The sequence below is a fragment of the Stenotrophomonas sp. C9D9 genome (assembly GCF_056491205.1).
Genome location: NZ_JBSZIF010000004.1, coordinates 391,658 through 412,109 on the forward strand (window position 1 = coordinate 391,658; position 20,452 = coordinate 412,109).

The following is a 20,452-nucleotide window of genomic DNA, read 5'->3' on the forward strand; positions in this document are numbered from 1 at the left end:
GGGCGTTTCAGCCAGGGGCGGCGTGGCGGCGCCTGCGGCGCGTCCGCGACCGGGGGAGGAAGTGGTCTACGGCCGGGCCAGAGATGGTCGAGCAGCCACATGGCGGGTCTCCGTGGGGGACGGGGACGATCAAGGCTAGGCGCGGGCCGGCATAGGGAGCGTGATGCGAAGGCGACCGCCGGATGACGCGATATTGATAATCATTTGCATCAATTCGAGGCAATCCCGATAATCCGCGGCGATCTTCCATGGACCGACCGCCATGCCTGCCCGCCACACCCTGCTCTCCCTTGCCCTGGCGCTGCCCGGTGCCCTCATCGCACCACTGGCTGTGGCTGCGGAAACACCGGACGCCCGGACCCTGGACCGCGTCAGCGTCGTTGCCGACCGCGCCAGTACCGCGACCAAGACCGATACCGCGCTGACCGCGACGCCACAGGCGATCAGCGTGGTCACCCAACAGCTGTTCACCGATCGCGGCGCGCACAACCTGCAGGAAGTGCTGCGCTACAGCGCGGGCGTCACCGCCGATGCCTGGGGCCTGGATACGCGCAACGACGCTACTTCGGTACGCGGCCTGGACCCGGTGCAGTACGTGGATGGCCTGCGCCGCAGCTACGGCTTCAGCCCGCTGGCGCGACCGGAGATCTACGGCCTGGAGCGGGTGGAAGTGCTGCGCGGACCGTCTTCGGTGCTGTACGGCGCCGGCGCCACCGGCGGCATCATCAACGCCATCAGCAAGCGCCCCACCTTCGGTGCGGCACGCGGCGAGCTCGCCGTGCAGCTGGGCAGCTTCGATCGCAGGCAGCTGCAGGGTGACGTCGGCGGTGCATTGAACGCGGACGGCTCCGTGGCCGGTCGCCTGGTCGGGCTGGTACGCGCCTCCAACATGCAGACCGACACGCTCAAGGATGATCGCGTCTACCTGGCGCCATCGATCAGCTGGCGCGGCGAACGCAGCACCCTGACCCTGCTGGCCAGCTACCAGCATGACAAGACCGGCTCCAGCCAGCAGTTCCTGCCGCTGGCCGCGACCCTGCTGGCGCCACCCGGCCGCCGCCTGGATCCCTCCACCTTCATCGGCGACCCGGGCTTCGACCGCATCGACTCCCGCGTCTACAGCCTGACCGCGCTGTTCGACCACAGCTTCAACGACGTGCTCAGCCTGCGCTCGGCCGTGCGCTACATCGATGGTAAAACGACGCTGCAGCAGATGTACGTGGACAGCTACAGCAACCCGGCCGATCCGTTCATCGACGCCGCACGTCGCGTGGTCAACCGCACGGCCTATGGCACCCGCCCGGACGTGCAGATCCTCAGCGCCGACAACGCGCTGCAGTTCGACTTCGCCACCGGCGCCTTCCAGCACCTGCTGCTGGCCGGCGTGGATTACAGCCAATACAAGGAACAGCTGCAGCGCCTGGATGCCACCGGCACGCCGATCGACATCTACGCCCCGGTATCTGTGGCGCCGACGCTGCGTGGCTGGGACCGCCAACCCGACCAGACCTCCACGCAGCTGGGTCTGTACGTGCAGGATCAGATCCGCTGGGCCGACCGCGTGTCGCTGGTACTGGGTGCGCGCCGCGACCATGCGCGCTCGAAGACGGAAGGCCAGCCCAGCCAGACCGACAACGCCACCACCTATCGCGCCGGCCTGATCGGCGAACTGGGTGCCGGGGTGTCGCCCTACCTGAGTTACAGCGAATCGTTCCTGCCGGTCACTGGCCAGGACCTGTTCGGCCAGGCCTTCAAGCCGATGCGTGGCCGCCAGAGCGAGGCCGGCATCAAGTGGCAACCCGCGCGCAACCTGCTGCTGACGATGGCGGCGTACCGCATCACCGAAACCAACCGGCAGACCAACGACCCGGACAACGTACTGAACGTAGTGCAGACCGGGCAGATCCGCTCCAGGGGCATCGAGCTGGAAGGCCAGTTCCAGTTCGCCAACGACCTCACCGTCACCGCCGCCGTTGCGCGCAACGAGGCCGAGGTCAGCCGCAGCAACTTCGCATTGGAAGTGGGCCAGCGCCTGAACGACACCCCGCAGGACCTGGCCTCGGCATGGATTTCGAAGGGCTTCCAGCTGGACGATGCCGCACGCCTGCGCCTGGGCCTGGGCGTGCGCCATGTCGGCAACACGGTCTCGCTGGGCAACGGCGGGCGCATCATCACCCCCAGCTACACGCTGGCAGACGCCTTGGTGGAAGTACAGGTGACTGACTGGACGATGGCGTTGAACATCACCAACCTCACCGACAAGCGCTACTACGCGCCGTGCCGTACCTTCGGCGACTGCTTCGCCGGCTACCCGCGCGTAGTGACCGGCACCATCAGCTACCGGTTCTGATCACAGTCAACGCTGGCCGCCGCAGCAGCAGGTGCAACAGCACAGCGCATGCGGCGGTCAGCAGCGCCAGGACACGCAGCAGTATCGCCAGCGCCTCGGCACTGGCCTGCTGCAGCTGTGCGCCGCTCATCGCCGGAAGCAGTGCCTGCGCCTGTGCATGCGCCCCCGTCGCCAGATAGGCACCGGCACGCGCCAGCGATGCCGGCGATGCTCCCTGCAGCTGGTGGCCGATCAGCAGCGCAAGCAAGGCCGTGACTGCGGCCAATGCGATGCCCTCACCGGCCACCCGCACCGTTCCGAAGATGCCGGCGGCCATGCCTGCGCGCTGCACCGGCACCACGCTCACCGACAGCCCATCCATCAAGCCCCACGGCAAGGCCGTGCCCGCACCGATCAGCATCAGCAACGGCACCCACTGCGAGGGCGACGGGTGCGATGCGTAGCGCGACAACAGGTACAGGCCAGAGGCACAGACCAGCAGGCCCAGTGCGCACAGCCGCGCACTTCCAACGCGCTCGGCCCAGCGTGCGGCCAGCATCGGCAGCACCAGCATCGGCGCGGACAGGGCCAGCATCTGCAGCCCCACCAGGGTCGCGCTCTGGCCGTGCACGCCCAGCAGCTGCAGGGGCAGCACCACCAGCAGCACCACGTAGCCGAAGCAGGTTGCGACCGGCAGCAGCTGGACACCCAGGAACGCCGGTTGCGAGAACAGCGAGAGGTCCAGCAACGGTGAGCGCTGCAGCCGTTCGGTGCAGACGAACACCGCGCCCAGCAGCACCGTCGCCAGCAGCGCCAGCTGCACGCGCACGGCATGCAGGCCGAATTCCCCCAGCCACAGCAGGGCCAGGGTCAACGCCGCCAGCATCAGGCTGAAGCCCAGCATGCCGCCGACATCCAGCCGCCCGCGCTCGCCCTGGCTTTCGGGCAACACGCGTGCGCCCAGCGCGAAGGCCGCCAACGTCAGTACACCGCCCGCCGCAAACACGCTGCGCCATCCCAGTACCTGCAGCAGCAGTCCGGCGAGCAGCGGCCCCAGCGCCAACCCAGCACCGAACGTGGTGCCCAGCAGGGCGAACACACGGGCACGCACCGGCCCCTGCCACGCATGCGCCAGCGCCGCCGTACCGGATGCCAATGCCGCTGCAGCGGCAACACCCTGCAACCCGCGCGCCAGATCCAGCCACAACAGCGTCGGCGCAAGGCAGACAACGGCCGTGGCGATGGTGAAACCCGCTGTGCCCAGCAGGAACAACCGCCGTCGGCCATAGCGGTCGGCCAGGCCACCGGCAGCGAGCAGCAGGCTGCCGAAGGTCAGCATGAAGGCGTTGGTCACCCACGCCAGCGCAGTCGGCGACGCCGCCACGGAATGGGCCAGTGCGGGCACCACGACCGCCCCGGCCGAGAAGGACAACGGCAGCGCCAGCGCGGCCAGGCAGACCGCGAGCAGCGTCCAGCGCTGATGTGTGCGGGAACGTACGGGGAGCATCGAAACCGGGGCCATGCGGGCCTCCATCCATCAGGGGCATTGATGATGGACAGGCCGCTATTGCTGAAAAACAGGCTCGATGGACGTTGATTGCGGCCGATTGTTCCGCAATCATGCCCTTCATGGACTCCATCTCTGCCCTGCTCGCCTTCGTCCGCACCGCGGAGGCGGGCAGCATCATCGGTGCCGCCCGCGTACTCGGCCTGTCCGCATCGGCGGTCGGCAAGCGCATCGCCCGCCTTGAACAGGAACTCGGCACGCGCCTGTTCCAGCGCACCACCCGCCGCGTGCACCTCACCGATGAAGGCGAACTGCTGCTGCAGCGCTGCCGGCGTGCGTTGGATGAACTTTCCGAAGCGCAGGCAGACCTGGCGCAGCGACAGCACGCCCCCAGCGGGCTGCTGCGCATCGGCCTGCCCACCATCGGCTACCGCTTCCTGCTGCCGGTGCTGCCCGGCTTCCAGCAACGCTACCCGCAGGTGCAGCTGGAACTGGACTTCAACGACCGCATCGTCGATGTGGTCAGCGAAGGCCTCGATGCGGTGATACGCAGCGGTGAACTGGCCGATTCCAGCCTGACCGCACGACGGCTGGGTGGCTTTCGTTTCATCCTCTGTGCGGCGCCGGGCTATCTGCAGGCGCACGGTACGCCCGGTGATGTGAGCGAGCTGCGCATGCATACCGCGCTGCGCTTCCGTTACCCCACCACCGGAAAGCTGCATCCGTGGCAGCTGCCGGGCATCGAAGGCGATGCCGGGGCACGCCTTCCCACGGCGATGACCTGCAACAACATGGAAGCCGTGCTGGCCGCTGCGATCGGTTGCATGGGCCTGGCCTGGATGCCTGACTTCCTCGCCGCTGACGCGCTGGCCGATGGCCGCCTGCAACGGGTGCTGCCTGCGCTGCCCACGCACCAGGGGCAGTTCTCGTTGCTGTGGCCCGGTGGGCGCCATCCCAGTGCACGCCTGCGGGTGTTCATCGACTATGCCGTTGCCAACCTGTTCCGCGGCGACGAGGCGTAGCGGGTCCACAGAATCAGTTGGTGCCCGCCGTCTGCAGGAAATTGCGCAGCACCGGCGACGGTGATTCCGGCCGCATGCAGAACGGCAGGTCAAAGCGCGCTGCTTCGCTCTCCAGCACGCGATAGACGATCTCCTGCGGGCGGAAGCTGACCATGCTGGCCGGAACGATCGCCACGCCCGCCTCCACCGCCACCAGCGACAGCACCGCATGCATGCCCTGCGCTTCCTGCACCACGCGCGGGGTGAAGCCCGCAGCGGTGCACAGGCCCAGCACCTGCGCATGGAAGCCGATGCCCTCGCCTGCCGGCCATGAAACGAACGGTTCGTCAGCCATCATCGCCACACTGACCTCCGGCGCGTCGGCCAGCGCATGTGCACGCGGCAGCGCAATCGCCAGGCGGTCGTGGTCGAAGGCGTGCAGCAGCAGCTCGGCGGCGGGAATCGGTGGAATCAACACGCCGACATCAATGCGCTGCTCACGCAGCCACAACTGCTGCTGGCGCGACGTCGCTTCCTGCAGGTGCAGCTGTACCTGCGGGTATTGCTGGCGGAAGCGGCGAATCAAACCTGGCAGGCGTCCATACAGCGCACTGCCCACATAGCCCACGCGCAGGCTGCCGGACTGCCCCGCTGCAGCCTCGCGGGTGCGTTGCAGCGCCTGCTCGGCCTGCTGCAGCGTTGCCCGCGCCTCCACCAGCAGCGTCTGCCCCGCCACGGTCAGGCCCAGGGTACGGTTGCCGCGCACGATCAGTTCACTTCCGAGCGCGTCTTCCAGCCGTCGTATCGCCGCCGTCAGCGGCGGCTGTGACATGTGCAGGCGGGCGGCGGCGCGGTGGAAATGCAGCTCTTCGGCCACGGCCACGAACTGGCGAAGCAGGCGCAGGTCGATCATCTCGGTGCAGGCAGCGGAAACCCGCCTAGGGTACGCTCTCAGCTGCGCACGTCCACGCTCGCGCGGGCGATGGCCGGCCACTGCAGCGCGACCGATTCGATGCTGTCAGCAGTCACCGCGCGCAGATCCCGCGGGTACGCCACATGCTCGGCTTCCTGCAGGCGCAGCGCATGGAACTGCCCGTTGCTGGCACGCAGCGCCCACCCGCCGTCCTGGCAACGCGTGGATGCCAGATAGGCCACGCCTTGCGCAACGGCTTCCGGATGCAGTTCGTCGGGCTCGCCGTCGATGCCCCACATGCGGGTCTTTGCCACCGGCGAAACCGCGTTGACCACGATGCCATGCTCGGCACCTTCCAGCGCCAGCACATTGACCAGGCCCAGCGCGGCCAGCTTGCCCATCGCATAGGCGGACAGCCCGCGCTGCGCGTACTGGGGATACAGCGCGCGATCGGACGTGGTGATGACGATGCGCCCGCCGCCCGTTGCGCGCATGGCCGGCCACGCCGCCTGCGCCAGCCACAACGGCGTCTTCGCCGCCAGGCACAGCATCCGCTCCAGCGCGTCGTCCTCGATCACTTCCAGCGCCTGGTACTCGACCCAGCCCGCGTTGTGGATCAGGAAGTCGATGCGGCCATGCGCCTGCAGCAGTTCCTGCACCAGCGCATGGCAACCGGCGCGATGGTCGATGGGGTTGCTCGCCGCTTGCACCGAAAGCCCCTGCGCCTGCAGCACTTCGACGCTGCGCACGATGCGCTGCGGATCAACGCCTTGGCCATCGGTACCGGCACCGACGTCATGCATCAGCACCTGCGCCCCGCGCTCGGCCAGCAGGCGGCTGTAGGCCAGGCCCAGTCCACCGGCGGCACCCGTCACCAGGCCAACCTGGCCTTCAAAGGAAATTCGGGAAATTGGCTGCATCGGCACAGCTTCGGCCAAGCGCACCGCGTCCGGCCAATACCGTTGACCACAGCCCACGATACGCCCGCGCTATCACTGAAAAAGGGGACGGAGGGGATTAAGTCGTTTCAGGCACAGCAGGACCGATTACGACTTAATCCCCTCCGTCCCCTTTTTCGGTCCCCTTTTTCGCTCAGCGGCTGAAGCGGCGTGCGCCGGCGACGCAGATCACCGCGACCACGGTCACCAGCACCATGCTGAGGCTGACCGATTCGTGCAGCAGCAGCGCGGCCAGGGCCAGGCCGAAGAACGGCTGCAGCAACTGCAACTGGCCAACAGCGGCGATGCCGCCCTGCGCCAGCCCGCGGTACCAGAACAGGAAACCGATCAGCATGCTGAACACCGCCACGTAGCCCAGCGCCCACCACGCCGACGCACCGACCGCAGTGAACGAGGCCGGGCGCATCAGTACCGTCAGCGGCAGCATCACCGGCAACGCCAGCAGCAGCGCCCAGCTGATCACCTGCCAACCGCCGAGATGGCGGGCGAGCCGGCCGCCTTCGGCATAGCCCAGCCCGCACACCACGATCGCCGCCAGCATCAGCAGGTCGGCCTGCAGCGAGGCCTCGATGCCGTTGCGCACCGCATAGCCGACCACGCAGGCACTGCCCAGCAACGAGAACAGCCAGAAGGCAGGACGCGGCCGCTCGCCACCGCGCAGCACGCCGAATACTGCGGTGCTCAGTGGCAGCAGGCCGACAAACACGATGGTGTGCGCCGATGAGGCGTGACGCAGAGCGAGCGCAGTCAGCAACGGAAAGCCGACCACCACGCCGAGGCTGACCACCACCAGGCCTGGCAGGTCACTGCGGCGCGGCCACGGCTGGCGCAGCAGCAACAACAGACCCAGGCCGAGCACAGCGGCGATGGTGGCGCGTGCGGCGGTGACGAACCCGGCATCCAGTTCAAGCACCGCCAAGCGGGTGGCCGGCAACGAGCCCGCGAAAATCACCACCCCGATGAAGCCATTGATACAACCGCTCGCCGACCGTTCCACGCCTGTAATCCTGAAGTGCCGGGCGATGCCTGGCGGAGCCTGTATGGAAGCATCCAGCGCGGAACCGCCCCAGCTACAATCCAGTACAGTCGCAAAGAACTGTACTGCCCACACTTCCACTACAGTGCTGTCATGCCACGTCCGCTTACCCGCATCGAATCGGTCATCCAGGCCGTCCGCAACCGCATCACCGCACGCGTGGATGGTCCCGGCTCCCGCCTGCCTTCGGTGCGCGCGCAAGCCGCAGCGATGGCAGTCTCAGTCTCCACCGTGGTCGAAGCCTACGAGCGCCTCGCGGCCGAAGGCCTGATCACGGCGCGCGCAGGATCCGGCTTCTATGTCAGTGGGCCCGCCGCACCGCTGGCACTGGCCGAGATGGAGCCCCGGCTGGACCGCGCCGTGGACCCGCTATGGGTGTCGCGGCAATCGCTGGAAACCCCGCCGGGCCACCTCAAGCCAGGGTGCGGCTGGATGCCCAGCGACTGGCTGTATCACGATGGCGTGCGCCGCGGCCTGCGCCGGTTGGCGCGTGCCGATGCCATGCATCTGGCCGACTACGCCGGCCCGCTCGGGCTGCCCGCGTTGCGCCAGCTGCTGCAACGGCGAAGCGCCACGCTCGGCATCGATGCACCGATGGAGCAGATCCTGCTGACCGAATCCGGGACGCACGCGGTCGACCTCATCTGCCGCTTCCTGCTCAAGCCCGGTGACTGCGTGCTGGTCGATGACCCCAGCTACTTCAATTACCACGCGCTGCTGAAGGCGCACCAGGTGCAGGCAGTGGGTGTGCCGTACACGCCCACCGGCCCGGACCTGGAAGCGTTCGAACGCGCATTGCAGGAGCATTCGCCGCGGCTGTACATCACCAACTCCGGCCTGCACAACCCGACCGGCGCGGTGCTTTCTGCCAGCACCGCGCACCGCCTGCTGGGCCTGGCCGAACGCAGCGAGGTGATCATCGTCGAGGACGACATCTTCGCCGACTTCGAACTGCAGCCTGCACCGCGGCTGGCCGCGCTCGATGGGCTGTCACGGGTGATCCACGTCGGCAGCTTCTCCAAAACACTGTCGGCCGCATCGCGCTGCGGCTACATCGCTGCGCGCCATGACTGGATCGAAGCGTTGACCGACCTGAAGCTGGCGACCAGCTTCGGCGGTGGCCACCTGGCCGCGCAGCTGATGCACATCGCGCTGACCGACAGCGGCTACCGCCGCCACATGCAGTCAATACGTTCGCGCCTGGCCGATGTGCGCCGGCACACGCTGCGCAAGCTGCACACGCTTGGCATCACGCCGTGGCTGCAGCCGGAAGCCGGACTGTTCCTGTGGTGCCAACTGCCGGATGGCCGCGATGCCGCCGCACTGGCGCGGCAGTGCCTGCGCGAAGGCATCGTGCTGGCGCCTGGCAACGCGTTCAGCCAGTCGCAGCGCGCGGCCGACTATCTGCGCTTCAACGTTTCGCAGTGCCAGGACGCGAGGATCTGGCAGGTGCTGGCGCGGGAGTTGCGCTGAGCGGGATGCAAGCCGGTCAGCGCAGGCGGGAGTGTCCCGCGGCAAAGGCACTTGCATGCCACGGTACAGTGGTATGTCCCTGTTGCAGGAATGCACGCATGTCTTCGTTTTCCGATCCGCAGGCCGTTGCCCGCTATGCCGAGGGCCCGCTGCGCCAGGTGCCGGGTTTCCTCGCCCTGCAGCAGATGACTCACCTGCTGCTGGCCGAACGTGTCCACGTGCAGGGGCGCGTGCTGGTGCTGGGCGCCGGTGGTGGCCTGGAGCTGAAGGCCTTTGCCGAGGCGCAACCGGGCTGGCAGCTGCTGGGCGTGGACCCGGCCGCGCCGATGCTGGCCCTGGCCGAGCAGACACTGGGCCCGTTGAACGCACGCGTTGAGCTGCTGGAAGGCTACATCGACGATGCCCCGGACGTGCGCTTCGATGGTGCCAGCTGCCTGCTGACCCTGCACTTCCTCGACGCTACGCAACGCCTGCATACGCTGCGCGAACTGCACAAGCGACTGCGCCAGGGCGCCCCTCTGATCGTCGCCCACCACAGCGTGCCGCAGGATCCGGCCGGCAAGCTGCGCTGGTTGCAGCGCTACGCAGCGTTCGCCGAAACCTCGGGCGTTGCCCACGCCGATGCACAGCGCGCAATCGACGCCATTGCCGAGCGGCTGCCGTTGCTGTCGCCCGAACAGGAGGTCGCGCTGCTGCAGGAGGCCGGCTTCGACGGCGTGGAGCTGTTCTACGCAGGCTTCAGCTTCAAGGGTTGGGTGGCGTACGCCGGGTGATGCCTACGGAACCACGGTGATGCCGATGCGCTGCATCAGCAGTGCCACCTGCTGCACATCCAGCGTGGCACCGCGCAGGTTGGTGCTGCGCAGGTCCAGCTCACCCAGCTCTGAGTGGGTCAGGTCGCAGTCGGTGAAGTTGGCGCTGTTCCAGTCGATGCCCTCGAACTGGCCACCGGACAGATCCGAGCCTGCGAAGCTGGCGCCGCTCACATTCGCGCCATCCCAGCGGTTTTCCCACAGTTCGCATTTCTCCAGCGTCACCCGCGAGAAATTGGCATAGCGCAGGTTCGACTTCTTGATGAAGGCGCTGCAGAACCAGCTGCGCGTGGTGATCTGGTTCATGAAGCTGGCGTTGCTGAAATCCGCGCCCTGCGCGCGGCACTCGCTGATCTCCAGGCCCAGCGCCTTGATGAAATTGAAGTGGCACATGCTGATGTCGCAGCTGCGGAAGCTGGCTTCCTTCAATGTGGCGCCGTTGAAGCGGCAGCCGGCGCGACTGTCGGCATCGTAGAAGCTGCAGTTGATGAACTCGGTGCCGGTCAGGTCCGCGCCGGAGAAATCGCACTCGTGGAACTGCTGGTCGACCACCTTCTGGCCGATGTACTGGTCCGCGCCGATGCGCAGCTTGCGGTGAACGATGGGGGACATCAGGAATTCCATGCCAAGTGCCCTGCCATGATGCCGGGCCGCGAGGGCGATCCATAGACGCTGGCGCGGTCGGGTTCACCGGCAGTCCAGCCGGTCTGTGGCCACTCGCCCGGATCGCACGTTGTTGCACGTTAATGCACGAACATGCACACTCCTGGCATGAGCACCGATCTCAGCCCCCTCCCCGCCCAGCGCACCCAGCAGATCCTCGACGAACTGCGCCAGCAGGGCCGCGTGGTCGCCGCCGAGCTGGCGCGCCGCTATGCCGTCTCCGAAGATTCGATCCGCCGCGACCTGCGCGAGCTGGCTGCGCAGGGCCTGTGCCAGCGCGTCTACGGCGGCGCCGTGCTGCCGCCGCCCAAGGAACGCCCACTACGCGAACGACTGACCCGCGATCGCGGCGACAAGGCCGAACTGGCCGCCCGCGTCTGCGCGCTGCTGCAACCCGGCCAGGTCGTGCTGCTCGATGCCGGTTCAACCAACCTGGCGATCGCCCAGCAGCTGCCGGCCGCCCTCGGCCTGACGGTGATCACCAACGCGCCACAGATCGCCACGGCCGCCAGCCTGCTTGAAGGCACCTCAGTGCAGTTGATCGGCGGGCGCCTGGCCCGTGGCGGTGGTGCGGTCGGCGCAGAAGCACTGGCCCAGGTGCAGCGCCTGCGTGCCGACGTGTACCTGCCCGGCCCCTGCGCGGTGGACGGCGACACCGGCGTGTGGGCAATGGATGCGGAAGAAGCCACGCTGAAACGCGCGATGGTGGCCTGCAGCAGCCGTGTCATCGTCGCCGCCACTACTGAAAAGCTGGGTGCCCGCGGCAACTGGCAGATCGCCAGCCTGGACGAGATCGACGACCTGGTGCTGACCACCACCGCCCCCCCCGCATTGGCGGCACGCTTCCGCGCCGCAGGCATCGCGGTACACCCCACTCCCCCCTGACCGTACCGCTCATGTCCCTTGCCAACCGCGCGCGTGCCGAACAGCACGCGACCCGCGCTGCGTTCTTCATTCCCGGCTTCGCCACCGCGCTGTGGGCCACCCTGGTGCCGTTCGCAAAGGCACGCACCGAGATCAACGACGCCACGCTGGGGCTGGTGCTGCTCTGCCTCGGTGCCGGTTCGCTGCTGGCAATGCCGTTGTCCGGCGTGCTGGCCGCGCGCCTCGGTTGCCGGCGGGTGATGGTGGCCAGCAGCCTGCTGATCTGCCTGACCGTGCCCGGCCTGGCCCTAGCTGGTTCGGCCCGGATTCTAGGGCTGGTCCTGTTCGTGTTCGGCGCCGCCGTAGGCGCGATGGACTGCACGATGAACGTGCAGGCCGTCATCGTCGAGCGCGAAGCACGGCGCGTGATGATGTCCGGCTTCCACGCCTTCTTCAGCATCGGTGGTTTCCTCGGCGCGGCCACCATGACCGTGCTGCTGTCCGCACAGCTGCCTCCCTTGGCATCCGTGCTGATCGGCGTCGGCGCCATGCTGCTGGTGATGCTGTTGTCGGCATCGCACTGGCACAGCGAACGCATGCCACACGACACACCGATGCTGGCCCTGCCGCATGGCATCGTGCTGTTCATCGGCGTGCTGGCGTTCGTCGCCTTCCTCGGCGAAGGCGCGATGCTGGATTGGAGCGCGGTCTTCCTCAGCGATGTACGTCGCGTCGATGCCAGCCTCGCCGGTATCGGCTATGTAGTCTTCACCCTGACCATGACCGTCGCGCGCCTGTTCGGTGACGCACTGGTGGCACGCGTAGGCCGTGAGCGCGCGATCGTGTTCGGCGCGCTGCTCGCCGCCGCGGGCGTACTGGTACTGACCCTGGTCACGCCGTGGCCGGCGTCACTGCTCGGCTATGTGCTGGTTGGCCTCGGCTGCGCCAACATCGCACCGGCGCTGTTCTCGCTGGCCGGCCACCAGACGCGCATGCCGGGTGCGCTGGCAATCACCGCCGTTTCCACGCTGGGCTTTGCGGGCATCCTTGCCGGACCGGCGCTGATCGGTTTCGCTGCCAACCACTTCGGCCTGATCGCCGCCTTCATCGGCGTGGCCACGGCCTTGTTGCTGGTGGCAATGTCCACGCGTTGGCTGCGGGTGTAGCCCGCGGCATCAGCGCCGCCTGCGCCGCAGCTTCATCCGCAATCGCCGATAGCCGATCACCGTCGCCGTGGCACACAACGCGGTGCCGGCAGCGCTCAGCAGCAGCAACACCGCCAGCCGGGCACCTTCCTGGCGCAGCATCGCCGGAAGATCCCAGCTGTGCAGGAAGTAGAACAGCCAGCGCCCCACCCTCTCGCGATGCCCCATCGTCAGCAACGGATCGCCAGTAGCCAGATCGATATAGACGCGCGTCGCCTCGGCATCGCCGAAGTCCACCACCGCCACCGGAAAGCGGCGTACCGCCGCACCATTCATGGCCTCGGGCGCACGCGGATAGAAGTAGGCGTCTGCTGCACGCTGCACCACGAAACCCTGCATCGGCGCATCGGACAGTGCACGCACCTTCTGCTGCAGCCACGTCGCCGGCAGCAGGCGCGCCACCTGCAGATGCCCATCGCTGCCAGACACGATGCGGGTATCGCCTTTCCCATCCAGCAGCACCGCGAACAGCTCACCACCGATCCGTCGCCACTGGATCTCCACCGGCAGAAAGTGCTCGGCATCGGCTACCGCCAGAAGTGTCGCCGGCTCGTCAAGCGCGCCATCCACCGCCACCGCGTCACCGCGATAGCGCCCGCTGTCGATCGCCTCGCGCGTGCTGCTGAAGACGCCCAATGGATTCATCGACATCAGCCCACTGAAGATCCAGGTGAACACGAAGGCCGCAGCCACCAGCCCGATCAGATGGTGCCAGCGCATCCATGGTTCGACATAGGGCGTCTTCGCGCCGGAGCGGTAGCGCCCGCGGAAGCGCCAGCGCCACACCCCCACCACGATGCCGCTGACCGCCGCCAACGTGCACAGTGCGGACAGCACGATCACCACCCACGCCCACACCGGATCCACCGACTGCATGCGCAGGAAGTACAGCCAGTGCAGCCAGGCGCCCACATAGTTCCAGCGCTGCTGCACATGCGGTGCGTCCAGCACCACTTCACCGGTACGCGAGGACACATACAGGTCGCCGGGCTGCGCGCCCCCCACTTCGACGCGATACAGTGGCCGGTGCGCGTCCAGTGCACGCGAATGCGTCCAGCGGTCCTCGTCCACGCGCGTCGCACCCACGAAGGCCTGGCCGCCGGCGAACTGTGCAGCGGATGCTTCGGCACGCTGTGCCGATACGGGCAGCAGGGCCTGGCCGGTGTACGCCGACCAGGTGCCCACGTTGCTGCCATTGCGCACCACATACGCAGGCTCGCCACGCAGCGTGGTCAGCGCCACGCTTTCCGGCTCGGCCTGCACGGCGGCAGGCAGTACCGACAGCCCCCGCAGATCGCGGGCCTCAGCCAGCACCGGCAATGCCGCCAGCCGCTCGCCCGGCGTCAGCTTCGGGTAGCCGATGAACAGCATCACCATGCCGCTGACGAACCACAGCAGCATCAGCAGGCATCCGCCGATGCCGAGCCAGCGGTGCACCAGGTAGGTCCAACGCTTGGCGGTGGATCGCAGCGACATGGTGCGCGTCCTCAGAAGCGATGGTCGACGGTGAACTCAACGCGACGGTCCGCACCCAGCAGCCACTGCGTGCTGGTGTAGTACGCGGTGGCGTAGTACGCCTTGTCGAACACGTTGAACAGGCGCGCGGACAATCGCGTGCGCGGTGCTGCCTGCCACGTCAGCGCCAGGTCGGTGGTGCTGTAACCGGGCAACTCCAGCGTGTTGGCATTGTCGGCGTAGCGCTTGCCGACATAGCGAACGCCACCCGCCGCACTCCAATCCGTCGCGAACTGCCAGCTCAACCACACACTGGCCAGGCGCTCGGCCACGTTCGGCGGCACGTTGCCATCGCGCGACACCAGCATCGGCGGCGAACCCGTGGTTTCCAGGAAGTCCTCGAACTCGGCCTTCAGCACCGTCGCGTTGGCATCCAACGACCAGTGCGGCGCGAAGTTCCAATTCAAGGACGCTTCAATACCACGCGAGGTCTGCGCACCCACCTGCACACGGCGGTCCGGCACCAGCGGATCGCGGCTGAGCAGCCCGGTCTTGCGGATGCGATACGCCGCCAGCGTCCACTCGCCGCCATCGAAGACCTGCTTCAGGCCCACCTCGATCTGCCGCCCCTTGGCCAGGTCGAATGCCCCGTTGGCCGGGCTGATCATCAACAGGCCACTGACCGGGTCTGCCGCCTGCGAATACTGCGTATAGAGGCTCAACGTCGGCTGCAGCGCGAATACCGTGCCTGCACGCCAGCCGATGCTGCTGTAGGTCTTCGAGAACGCGTTCTGGCCGCTGATCAGATCGGTACGGTCGATGCGCGCACGATCGTGGCGCAGCCCACCCAGCACCGACCAGCGCTCGCTCAGCGCCAACCGGTCTTCCACGAACAGCGCGTACTGCTCGGCACGGTTGCGGTAGCGCGGCAGGTTCGGTGCGTCGCTGGCGAACTGCCCCGGCACCGGATCGAACGGATCAACCGGGCCCGAGCTGCCGGCATAGGTGTTGTTGGTGTGCTTGAAGTGCGCGCGGTTGGCGTCCAGGCCCACCGCGAAGCTGTTCTGCAGGCCACCTGCGGTTCCCTGCACGCGCAGCGTCGAGGTCAGTCCGGTCTGGTCCTGGTTGTGGGTGATCTCGGTATTGCCAGATCGATCGATCAAGCCGGTAGCGCGGTTGTAGACATAGGCCTCGGCATTGCGCCAATCGCGCTGGCTGCCGATCTGGTAGAGGCGCGTGCGCCATTCCACGTTCGCGTTCGGTGTCCACAGCGCATCGAGCTGGGTCCAGCGGTCGCGATAGCGGATCTGGCTGTCGTCCACGTTGTAGTTGCGGTGGCGCAGCGCCTCCAGCTGGCGGCCCTCGACCAGCGGCGTGCCGAAGTAACGCATCGGTTGCTGGTAGCCCTGCGCATGGGTGAGGGTCAGCTGCAGGTCCGCGCGCGGCTGCCACAGCAACGCACCGGAGAATGTCGCGTCACTGTTGCGCCCACGATCGACCCAACCACCGCTGTAGTTGCCACTCACGTCTAGCCGGTAGGCCAGCTCGGGCGTCAGCGCGCCACCGCTGCCGAAGCCCAGGCGCGCGGTGTCCTCGCTGCCCACGGTTACGCTGATCTCGTTCTCGATCGCACCACGCGTGGGCTTCTTCGGCACGATGTTGATCACGCCGCCGATCGCACCGTCGCCATGGATGACCGACGCCGGCCCGCGCAGCACTTCGACGCGCTCGATCGACCAGGTATCGAACGGGAACGTGATGCCCACGCCACCGTACTGTCGCAGCCCGTCGTACAGCCGCATCACCGAAGCGCCATCGGTGAAGCCGCGGCTGGACAGCGCACTCAGGCCATTGCCCGGGTGCGGCATCGCACTGATCGCACCCGCCCGGCTGATGGCATCGTTGAGGTTGCTGTCGCCGCGCTGCTCCAGTTGTTCGCGCGAAATCACCGTCAGGCTGGCCGGTGTCTGCAGCACGCTCAGGCCCAGCGCGGAACCGGCGTTGGCGGAGGACGACAGTTCACCGCTGCGGGTATCGACCACCCGCACGGTATCCAGCGTGGTCGGGGGTGCCGCATCGGCGGCAAGTACGGGGGCGGTGTGCAGGAGCAACGCGCACAGGACAGGCAGCGTCGCCCGGCGCAGGCGCGCGGAGTTGGGGTTCGTTTTCATTTTTCACGGCATGCAAGGCCACCCCGCAATGGCAGGGCAGCAATCAGAAAGGGACAAACACGCGCGTGCGGGCACCGGCCGTGGCCGGCAACCTCATGGAAAAATGTTCAATGCAACGCGCGTGCGGCTCAGGCGGCCATGAAAGCCGGCGGCCCACGCGCTCCCAACGTGCCGCTGATCCGTTGCGGCAACGCCCGCACCGCACCGCGCAGCGCGCGGCACACCGGTGCCATCGGCGCCAACAGCAGCACTGCCGCCACTAGCAGGGTGATCAACCGCGCTGCGATCAGGCAGTAGTCGCAGTCCACGCCCATCTCATGCTCGGCATGTGGATCGGCGGCCGGCTTCTTTGCGGCCTCGCCGTGCGGCATCGCCATCGCGTGATGGTCGTGGTGCCCTTCCATCGCGTGCTGCGCATGCTCTGCATGCATTGCGTGGTCCAGGGCTGCCACCGGTACAGCTGCAGCCACGTGACCGTGCGCCAGCCAGCGGCTCACCAGCGGGGCGAGCAGCACCAGCAGCATGGCAAGCCATGCCAGGGCCTGGAACCGGCGGTGGAGAGCAGAACGGCGCACGCCGCCATTCTACGGGGCCATGGCCAACCTTGGACCCCGTTCAGGGTTTACCCCCTGCGACACGGTGACGCAGGGGCTCGCCTCCGGCGGCGACATGTGAATGCACCGCACCGCGGTCCCGGCGCTTGCAGGCTCCGCCTCGCCAACGTTAGGGTTCAGATGGCCACGGCAAGGAGCCAGAGGGATCCGCATGACCACCCGCATCACACACCGGCTGCGCATCAGCCTCCTCGGCCTGACCGCGCTGCTTGCCGCCTGCGCCGACAAGGGGCCGCCCCCACCGCCAGAGCCGCTGGAACTCTCACAGCCCATCGCCGTGGACGCGCCCGGCCAGCAGGTGCAGTTCGAGTTCGAAACCACGGCGCGCAATTTTGCCAGCTACCACACATATGCGGTGGAGCTGGATCTGCAGCACGTTTCCTCATCGCCAGATGCTGCTTCTCCGCGCGACCTGCACATTCCTTTACGCGTAGGACTTCAGCAATGGTCCGGCGGCACTTGGCAGCCGCTGGCAAGCCCCGACGCGTATCAGATCGCACAGTCGCAATCTGGCCAGCCTCTGCCAGACTGGCACCGCGGTAAGGGTCTGAACTACGCCCAGACCCAGCGAGGCAGCGATGGGGCCTATCGACTCCATGTCGCGCTGCTGCCGTTGCAGGCGCAAAGTCGCTACCGCGTACAGATCAGCACGGTTGAAGACATCGCACCACTTCGTGGCGCAAGCGCCAGGATACTGATTCACGAATCGCGTCCGCTCACCAAGTAGCGCAGCGCCTTCGTACACCTTCCAGGAGGATCACCACGCACATGGACAAGCCACGCTACATCGTCGATATCGTCATTGCGGCACCGGGAACACCGCTTCTCCACCCCGTTACGCAGCAACCGCTGCGCAATCCTGATGGCTCGGCGCAGACGTCCGGGCCGGGACACATGTTCTACGTCCTTCGAGCACCGGGAAAGGATCCGGCAAGCTACGGCTTTGCACCGATCGAGCACGGCAGCATGAACGGCCCAGGTGACATCGTGGACAACGATGCAAAGACCTACAAGAACCCGCATTACACGCGCTCTCTGGAAATCACCGAAGCCCAGTACAACAAGCTCAAAGCGTTCGGCGAAGATCCAGTAGCGCACGGCTTCAGCAAGCACTATGCCGACGTGCGTCACAACTGCGTGGACTTCACCTGGGGCGCATTGAATCATGCTGGTATCCAGCGCAAGCACAGCCTGGACGTGAACAGCATCGGCGGCCCTGTTGGCCAATTGCTGCCAGACGTCCGCATTCCGCTGGGCGTCCAGTCACAGGGCAAGGACGGCTATCGTCCGCTGCGCAACATCCATGGCGTGGACAGCATTGAGCCCCCTTTCCCCAACAGCGAACTCAACCGCACCACCACTCATCCCCTGCCCGAGCGCAGCTTGAAGCAGCGTCTGCTCAGCGAAACCGATGGCATTGATGGCTCCTTGGGCGAGCGTCTGGCTGCGGATGCGCGCACGCCGGGGCATAGCCTTTACGCCTTGGACCAGAAGGTGCGTGCTGCGCTCGCCCAGACCGGCGAACAGCGCGGACTGCCTGCCGGGCAGGAGCACGAACGACTGGCCGGCCATCTAACCCACGCGGCGGTGCAGGCCGGCTTCAGCGAAAAGGACACGCTGCACGTGGCATTCAGTTCAAACAGCACCGCCGAGGTACCCGGCTACGTATTCCTGCATCGCAGCGGCGACACCGCCTCGCCGGACCCTGCCGCCAATCGCCAGCGCCTGTCCCTGCTCGATACGCAGCAGGGCGACGCGGATACGCTGTATCAGCAGGCCAACGTGCAGCAGCAATCCCGCGACGCAAGCCGACCGACGCAGGACGAACAACAGGCACAACAGCAGGCATCGCCGCGCATGGCCTGAGCAAACCGCGTCAGGCGCAGACGCCGTTCCCGCATCAACTCACGTACTGCGCCTGCCCGTTCCCGAACGACCAGTTCTCCTTCTTCACTTCCACCAGATTGATGAACACATCCTCGCGGCGGATACCCACCGCCGCGTGCAGTCCATCGGCGATGCCGGCGTACAGCGCCTTCTTCTGCTCCAACGTGCGCCCCTCGTTCCAGGTGATCTGGATACAGATGAAATCGTCGGTGCGGTCCACGCCCAGATAGCCGGGGTCGTAGATCAACGTACCTGGCTCGTGTTGCTGGAAGATCTGGAAGCGATCATTTTCCGGCACCCCCACCGCGCGCATGGCCTGGTAGATGGTTTCGCCGACGCGTTGCAGGTAGTCGACGGATTTACCTTTGCGAAGATCGATACGGGCGAGCGGCATGGTGGCACTCCAGAGTGGATGGGCACGGCAATGGGCTGAGACTACGCCTGCCTGGGGCGGCGGGACAGCGCAGGAATGGAACCCTCTGCGTCGACCCGTGGCACGGTTCCGCCTCCGCCGCGCGGGGTGACGCGATTGCCGTGGCGGCGCCGCTCTGGAGTCGTCTTGTGCACGGTCGGTAGGGGCGGCGATGTGCGCCATCAGTGATGGGCCGCACTACTCGCAGGTGTCGGACGGCACACATCGGGAAATGTCTGGCCTGCCTAGGGACAGTTGAGAATTTTCCTTACAGACCGATGTGATTGCCCGGCCTGAAGATCGCCGCGCCGAGGCAAGAAGCCTTGGCCGGGATTGGCGTCTCGAATAAACGAACAGGCTTCAAGGACTGCGAGAGAAATCGCAGTTGAGAGAATGCATCGACTGCCCTCAATGGCGGGCGGTGCGTGGGGATCGCAAGATCCGCCAGGCGTTCTTCTCCCTTGAAGCTTGTTTGCCTTGGCACGCCAACCCGCACCGTCCGCCACCTTCACTTTGGAAGGTGGCCCTACGCCAGTGAGGGTTTCGCCATGACCAACCAAACCGCCATCCATCCCCGCCTGCACGCGCTTATCGGCGACGTCGCCGCCGACGTGCCCGAGGACCTTGCGCGTGAGATCGAATGCGCACTGGCGGAGCGACTGCTGCCACCTTCGCGCCCAACGTTCCTTTCATGCCTCGATGCCATCCGCGCCGGTGATGACCAGGCCGGGCGCGCGTGTACCCCGCAGACACTCAGCGCCACAGGCTTCGACTCGCTCGACCGCTCGCTGGTCGCATTGAATGCCGTACTGGATCTACTGCATGCTGCCGAACGCGCGCGCCTGGCTGGCGATCCACAGGATCAACTCGGTGACTTCCATCGGGACGGCTTGATCGTTGCCGCACGCCAGATCGCGCGCGCTGCACAGGATGGACTGGGTGATGCCCTGGCGCCGGTTGGCGCAAGGCCTCGCTGATTATGCGAGGCAACAAAAAAGCCCCCATTGCTGGAGGCTTCTTTCGTTCTGCAACATGGTGGGCGGTACAGGGATCGAACCTGTGACCCTTGCCGTGTGAAGGCAATGCTCTACCGCTGAGCTAACCGCCCGGTGTGTTGCTGAGCCGCTCATTATAGGGGCTTTTCAGAGGCC

General features: G+C 66.8%; 18 protein-coding genes and 1 tRNA gene. 9 read left to right on the forward strand and 10 right to left on the reverse strand.

Annotated elements, in window-relative coordinates; translation table 11 throughout:
- Positions 1-262: 262 nt before the first annotated feature.
- Positions 263-2,350, forward strand: coding sequence for a TonB-dependent siderophore receptor (locus ACXI0D_RS07240; protein WP_119007200.1), 2,088 nt, complete (start codon positions 263-265; stop codon positions 2,348-2,350).
- On the opposite strand, the gene ACXI0D_RS07245 is transcribed toward ACXI0D_RS07240, so the two are convergent.
- A complete protein-coding gene (locus ACXI0D_RS07245) occupies positions 2,334-3,851 on the reverse strand; it encodes an MFS transporter (RefSeq protein ID WP_049443431.1) in 1,518 nt (505 codons plus the stop codon). The two genes, ACXI0D_RS07240 and ACXI0D_RS07245, sit on opposite strands and share 17 nt — an antisense overlap.
- Positions 3,852-3,958: 107 nt before the next feature.
- Between ACXI0D_RS07245 and ACXI0D_RS07250 the strand changes: the two genes are divergently transcribed.
- A complete protein-coding gene (locus ACXI0D_RS07250; protein ID WP_119007267.1) occupies positions 3,959-4,858 on the forward strand; it encodes a LysR family transcriptional regulator in 900 nt (299 codons plus the stop codon).
- Between the two features lie 13 nt (positions 4,859-4,871).
- Here the strand turns inward: ACXI0D_RS07250 and ACXI0D_RS07255 are convergent, their stop codons facing one another.
- The 3 genes from ACXI0D_RS07255 to ACXI0D_RS07265 all read right to left on the reverse strand — a co-directional run bounded on the left by ACXI0D_RS07255 (position 4,872) and on the right by ACXI0D_RS07265 (position 7,706).
- Positions 4,872-5,750, reverse strand: a complete 879-nt coding sequence (locus tag ACXI0D_RS07255; RefSeq protein ID WP_049443402.1) for a LysR family transcriptional regulator — start codon at positions 5,748-5,750, stop codon at positions 4,872-4,874.
- 38 nt (positions 5,751-5,788) lie between these two features.
- Entirely contained in the window at positions 5,789-6,670 is an 882-nt protein-coding gene (locus ACXI0D_RS07260) for an SDR family NAD(P)-dependent oxidoreductase (RefSeq protein WP_119007268.1), read from the reverse strand.
- 172 nt (positions 6,671-6,842) lie between these two features.
- Positions 6,843-7,706 (reverse strand): DMT family transporter, encoded by an 864-nt coding sequence (locus ACXI0D_RS07265; RefSeq protein ID WP_119007203.1) that lies wholly within the window; start codon positions 7,704-7,706, stop codon positions 6,843-6,845.
- 132 nt (positions 7,707-7,838) lie between these two features.
- Here ACXI0D_RS07265 and ACXI0D_RS07270 point away from each other — a divergent pair, with 132 nt between their 5' ends.
- Complete coding sequence (locus ACXI0D_RS07270; protein ID WP_119007204.1) at positions 7,839-9,218, forward strand: aminotransferase-like domain-containing protein; 1,380 nt, start codon at positions 7,839-7,841, stop codon at positions 9,216-9,218.
- A gap of 98 nt (positions 9,219-9,316) precedes the next feature.
- Entirely contained in the window at positions 9,317-9,991 is a 675-nt protein-coding gene (locus ACXI0D_RS07275) for a class I SAM-dependent methyltransferase (RefSeq protein WP_479642452.1), read from the forward strand.
- A 3-nt stretch (positions 9,992-9,994) separates the two neighbouring features.
- Here the strand turns inward: ACXI0D_RS07275 and smqnr are convergent, their stop codons facing one another.
- Entirely contained in the window at positions 9,995-10,642 is a 648-nt protein-coding gene (smqnr, locus tag ACXI0D_RS07280; RefSeq protein WP_119007269.1) for a SmQnr family pentapeptide repeat protein, read from the reverse strand.
- A 159-nt stretch (positions 10,643-10,801) separates the two neighbouring features.
- On the opposite strand from smqnr, the gene ACXI0D_RS07285 reads away from it, so the two are divergent.
- The gene (locus tag ACXI0D_RS07285; protein WP_119007206.1) at positions 10,802-11,578 is read left to right on the forward strand and encodes a DeoR/GlpR family DNA-binding transcription regulator; all 777 of its coding nucleotides are present in this window, start codon (positions 10,802-10,804) and stop codon (positions 11,576-11,578) included.
- Between the two features lie 11 nt (positions 11,579-11,589).
- Positions 11,590-12,723: an MFS transporter gene (locus tag ACXI0D_RS07290; protein WP_119007207.1), complete on the forward strand. Its 1,134-nt coding sequence runs from the start codon at positions 11,590-11,592 to the stop codon at positions 12,721-12,723.
- A gap of 9 nt (positions 12,724-12,732) precedes the next feature.
- Here ACXI0D_RS07290 and ACXI0D_RS07295 read toward each other — a convergent pair whose 3' ends face one another.
- From ACXI0D_RS07295 to ACXI0D_RS07305, 3 genes are all read right to left on the reverse strand, one after another.
- Complete coding sequence (locus ACXI0D_RS07295; protein WP_479642453.1) at positions 12,733-14,238, reverse strand: PepSY domain-containing protein; 1,506 nt, start codon at positions 14,236-14,238, stop codon at positions 12,733-12,735.
- Positions 14,239-14,249: 11 nt separating this feature from the next.
- On the reverse strand, positions 14,250-16,388 hold the full coding sequence (locus ACXI0D_RS07300) for a TonB-dependent receptor (RefSeq protein ID WP_479642454.1): 2,139 nt from the start codon (positions 16,386-16,388) through the stop codon (positions 14,250-14,252).
- Positions 16,389-16,516: 128 nt separating this feature from the next.
- Complete coding sequence (locus tag ACXI0D_RS07305; protein ID WP_119007209.1) at positions 16,517-16,912, reverse strand: DUF2946 family protein; 396 nt, start codon at positions 16,910-16,912, stop codon at positions 16,517-16,519.
- Positions 16,913-17,153: 241 nt separating this feature from the next.
- On the opposite strand from ACXI0D_RS07305, the gene ACXI0D_RS07310 reads away from it, so the two are divergent.
- Both ACXI0D_RS07310 and ACXI0D_RS07315 read left to right on the forward strand, forming a co-directional pair.
- Positions 17,154-17,729 carry a hypothetical protein gene (locus ACXI0D_RS07310; RefSeq protein ID WP_119007210.1) on the forward strand — a complete coding sequence of 192 codons (576 nt, stop codon included), beginning with the start codon at positions 17,154-17,156 and terminating at the stop codon, positions 17,727-17,729.
- Between the two features lie 41 nt (positions 17,730-17,770).
- Positions 17,771-18,868 carry an XVIPCD domain-containing protein gene (locus ACXI0D_RS07315; RefSeq protein ID WP_119007211.1) on the forward strand — a complete coding sequence of 366 codons (1,098 nt, stop codon included), beginning with the start codon at positions 17,771-17,773 and terminating at the stop codon, positions 18,866-18,868.
- Between the two features lie 34 nt (positions 18,869-18,902).
- Here the strand turns inward: ACXI0D_RS07315 and ACXI0D_RS07320 are convergent, their stop codons facing one another.
- Positions 18,903-19,283: a tautomerase family protein gene (locus ACXI0D_RS07320; protein ID WP_119007212.1), complete on the reverse strand. Its 381-nt coding sequence runs from the start codon at positions 19,281-19,283 to the stop codon at positions 18,903-18,905.
- 566 nt (positions 19,284-19,849) lie between these two features.
- On the opposite strand from ACXI0D_RS07320, the gene ACXI0D_RS07325 reads away from it, so the two are divergent.
- Positions 19,850-20,278 carry a hypothetical protein gene (locus ACXI0D_RS07325; RefSeq protein WP_119007213.1) on the forward strand — a complete coding sequence of 143 codons (429 nt, stop codon included), beginning with the start codon at positions 19,850-19,852 and terminating at the stop codon, positions 20,276-20,278.
- A 56-nt stretch (positions 20,279-20,334) separates the two neighbouring features.
- On the opposite strand, the gene ACXI0D_RS07330 is transcribed toward ACXI0D_RS07325, so the two are convergent.
- A tRNA-Val gene (locus tag ACXI0D_RS07330) sits at positions 20,335-20,409 on the reverse strand.
- Positions 20,410-20,452 lie beyond the last annotated feature (43 nt).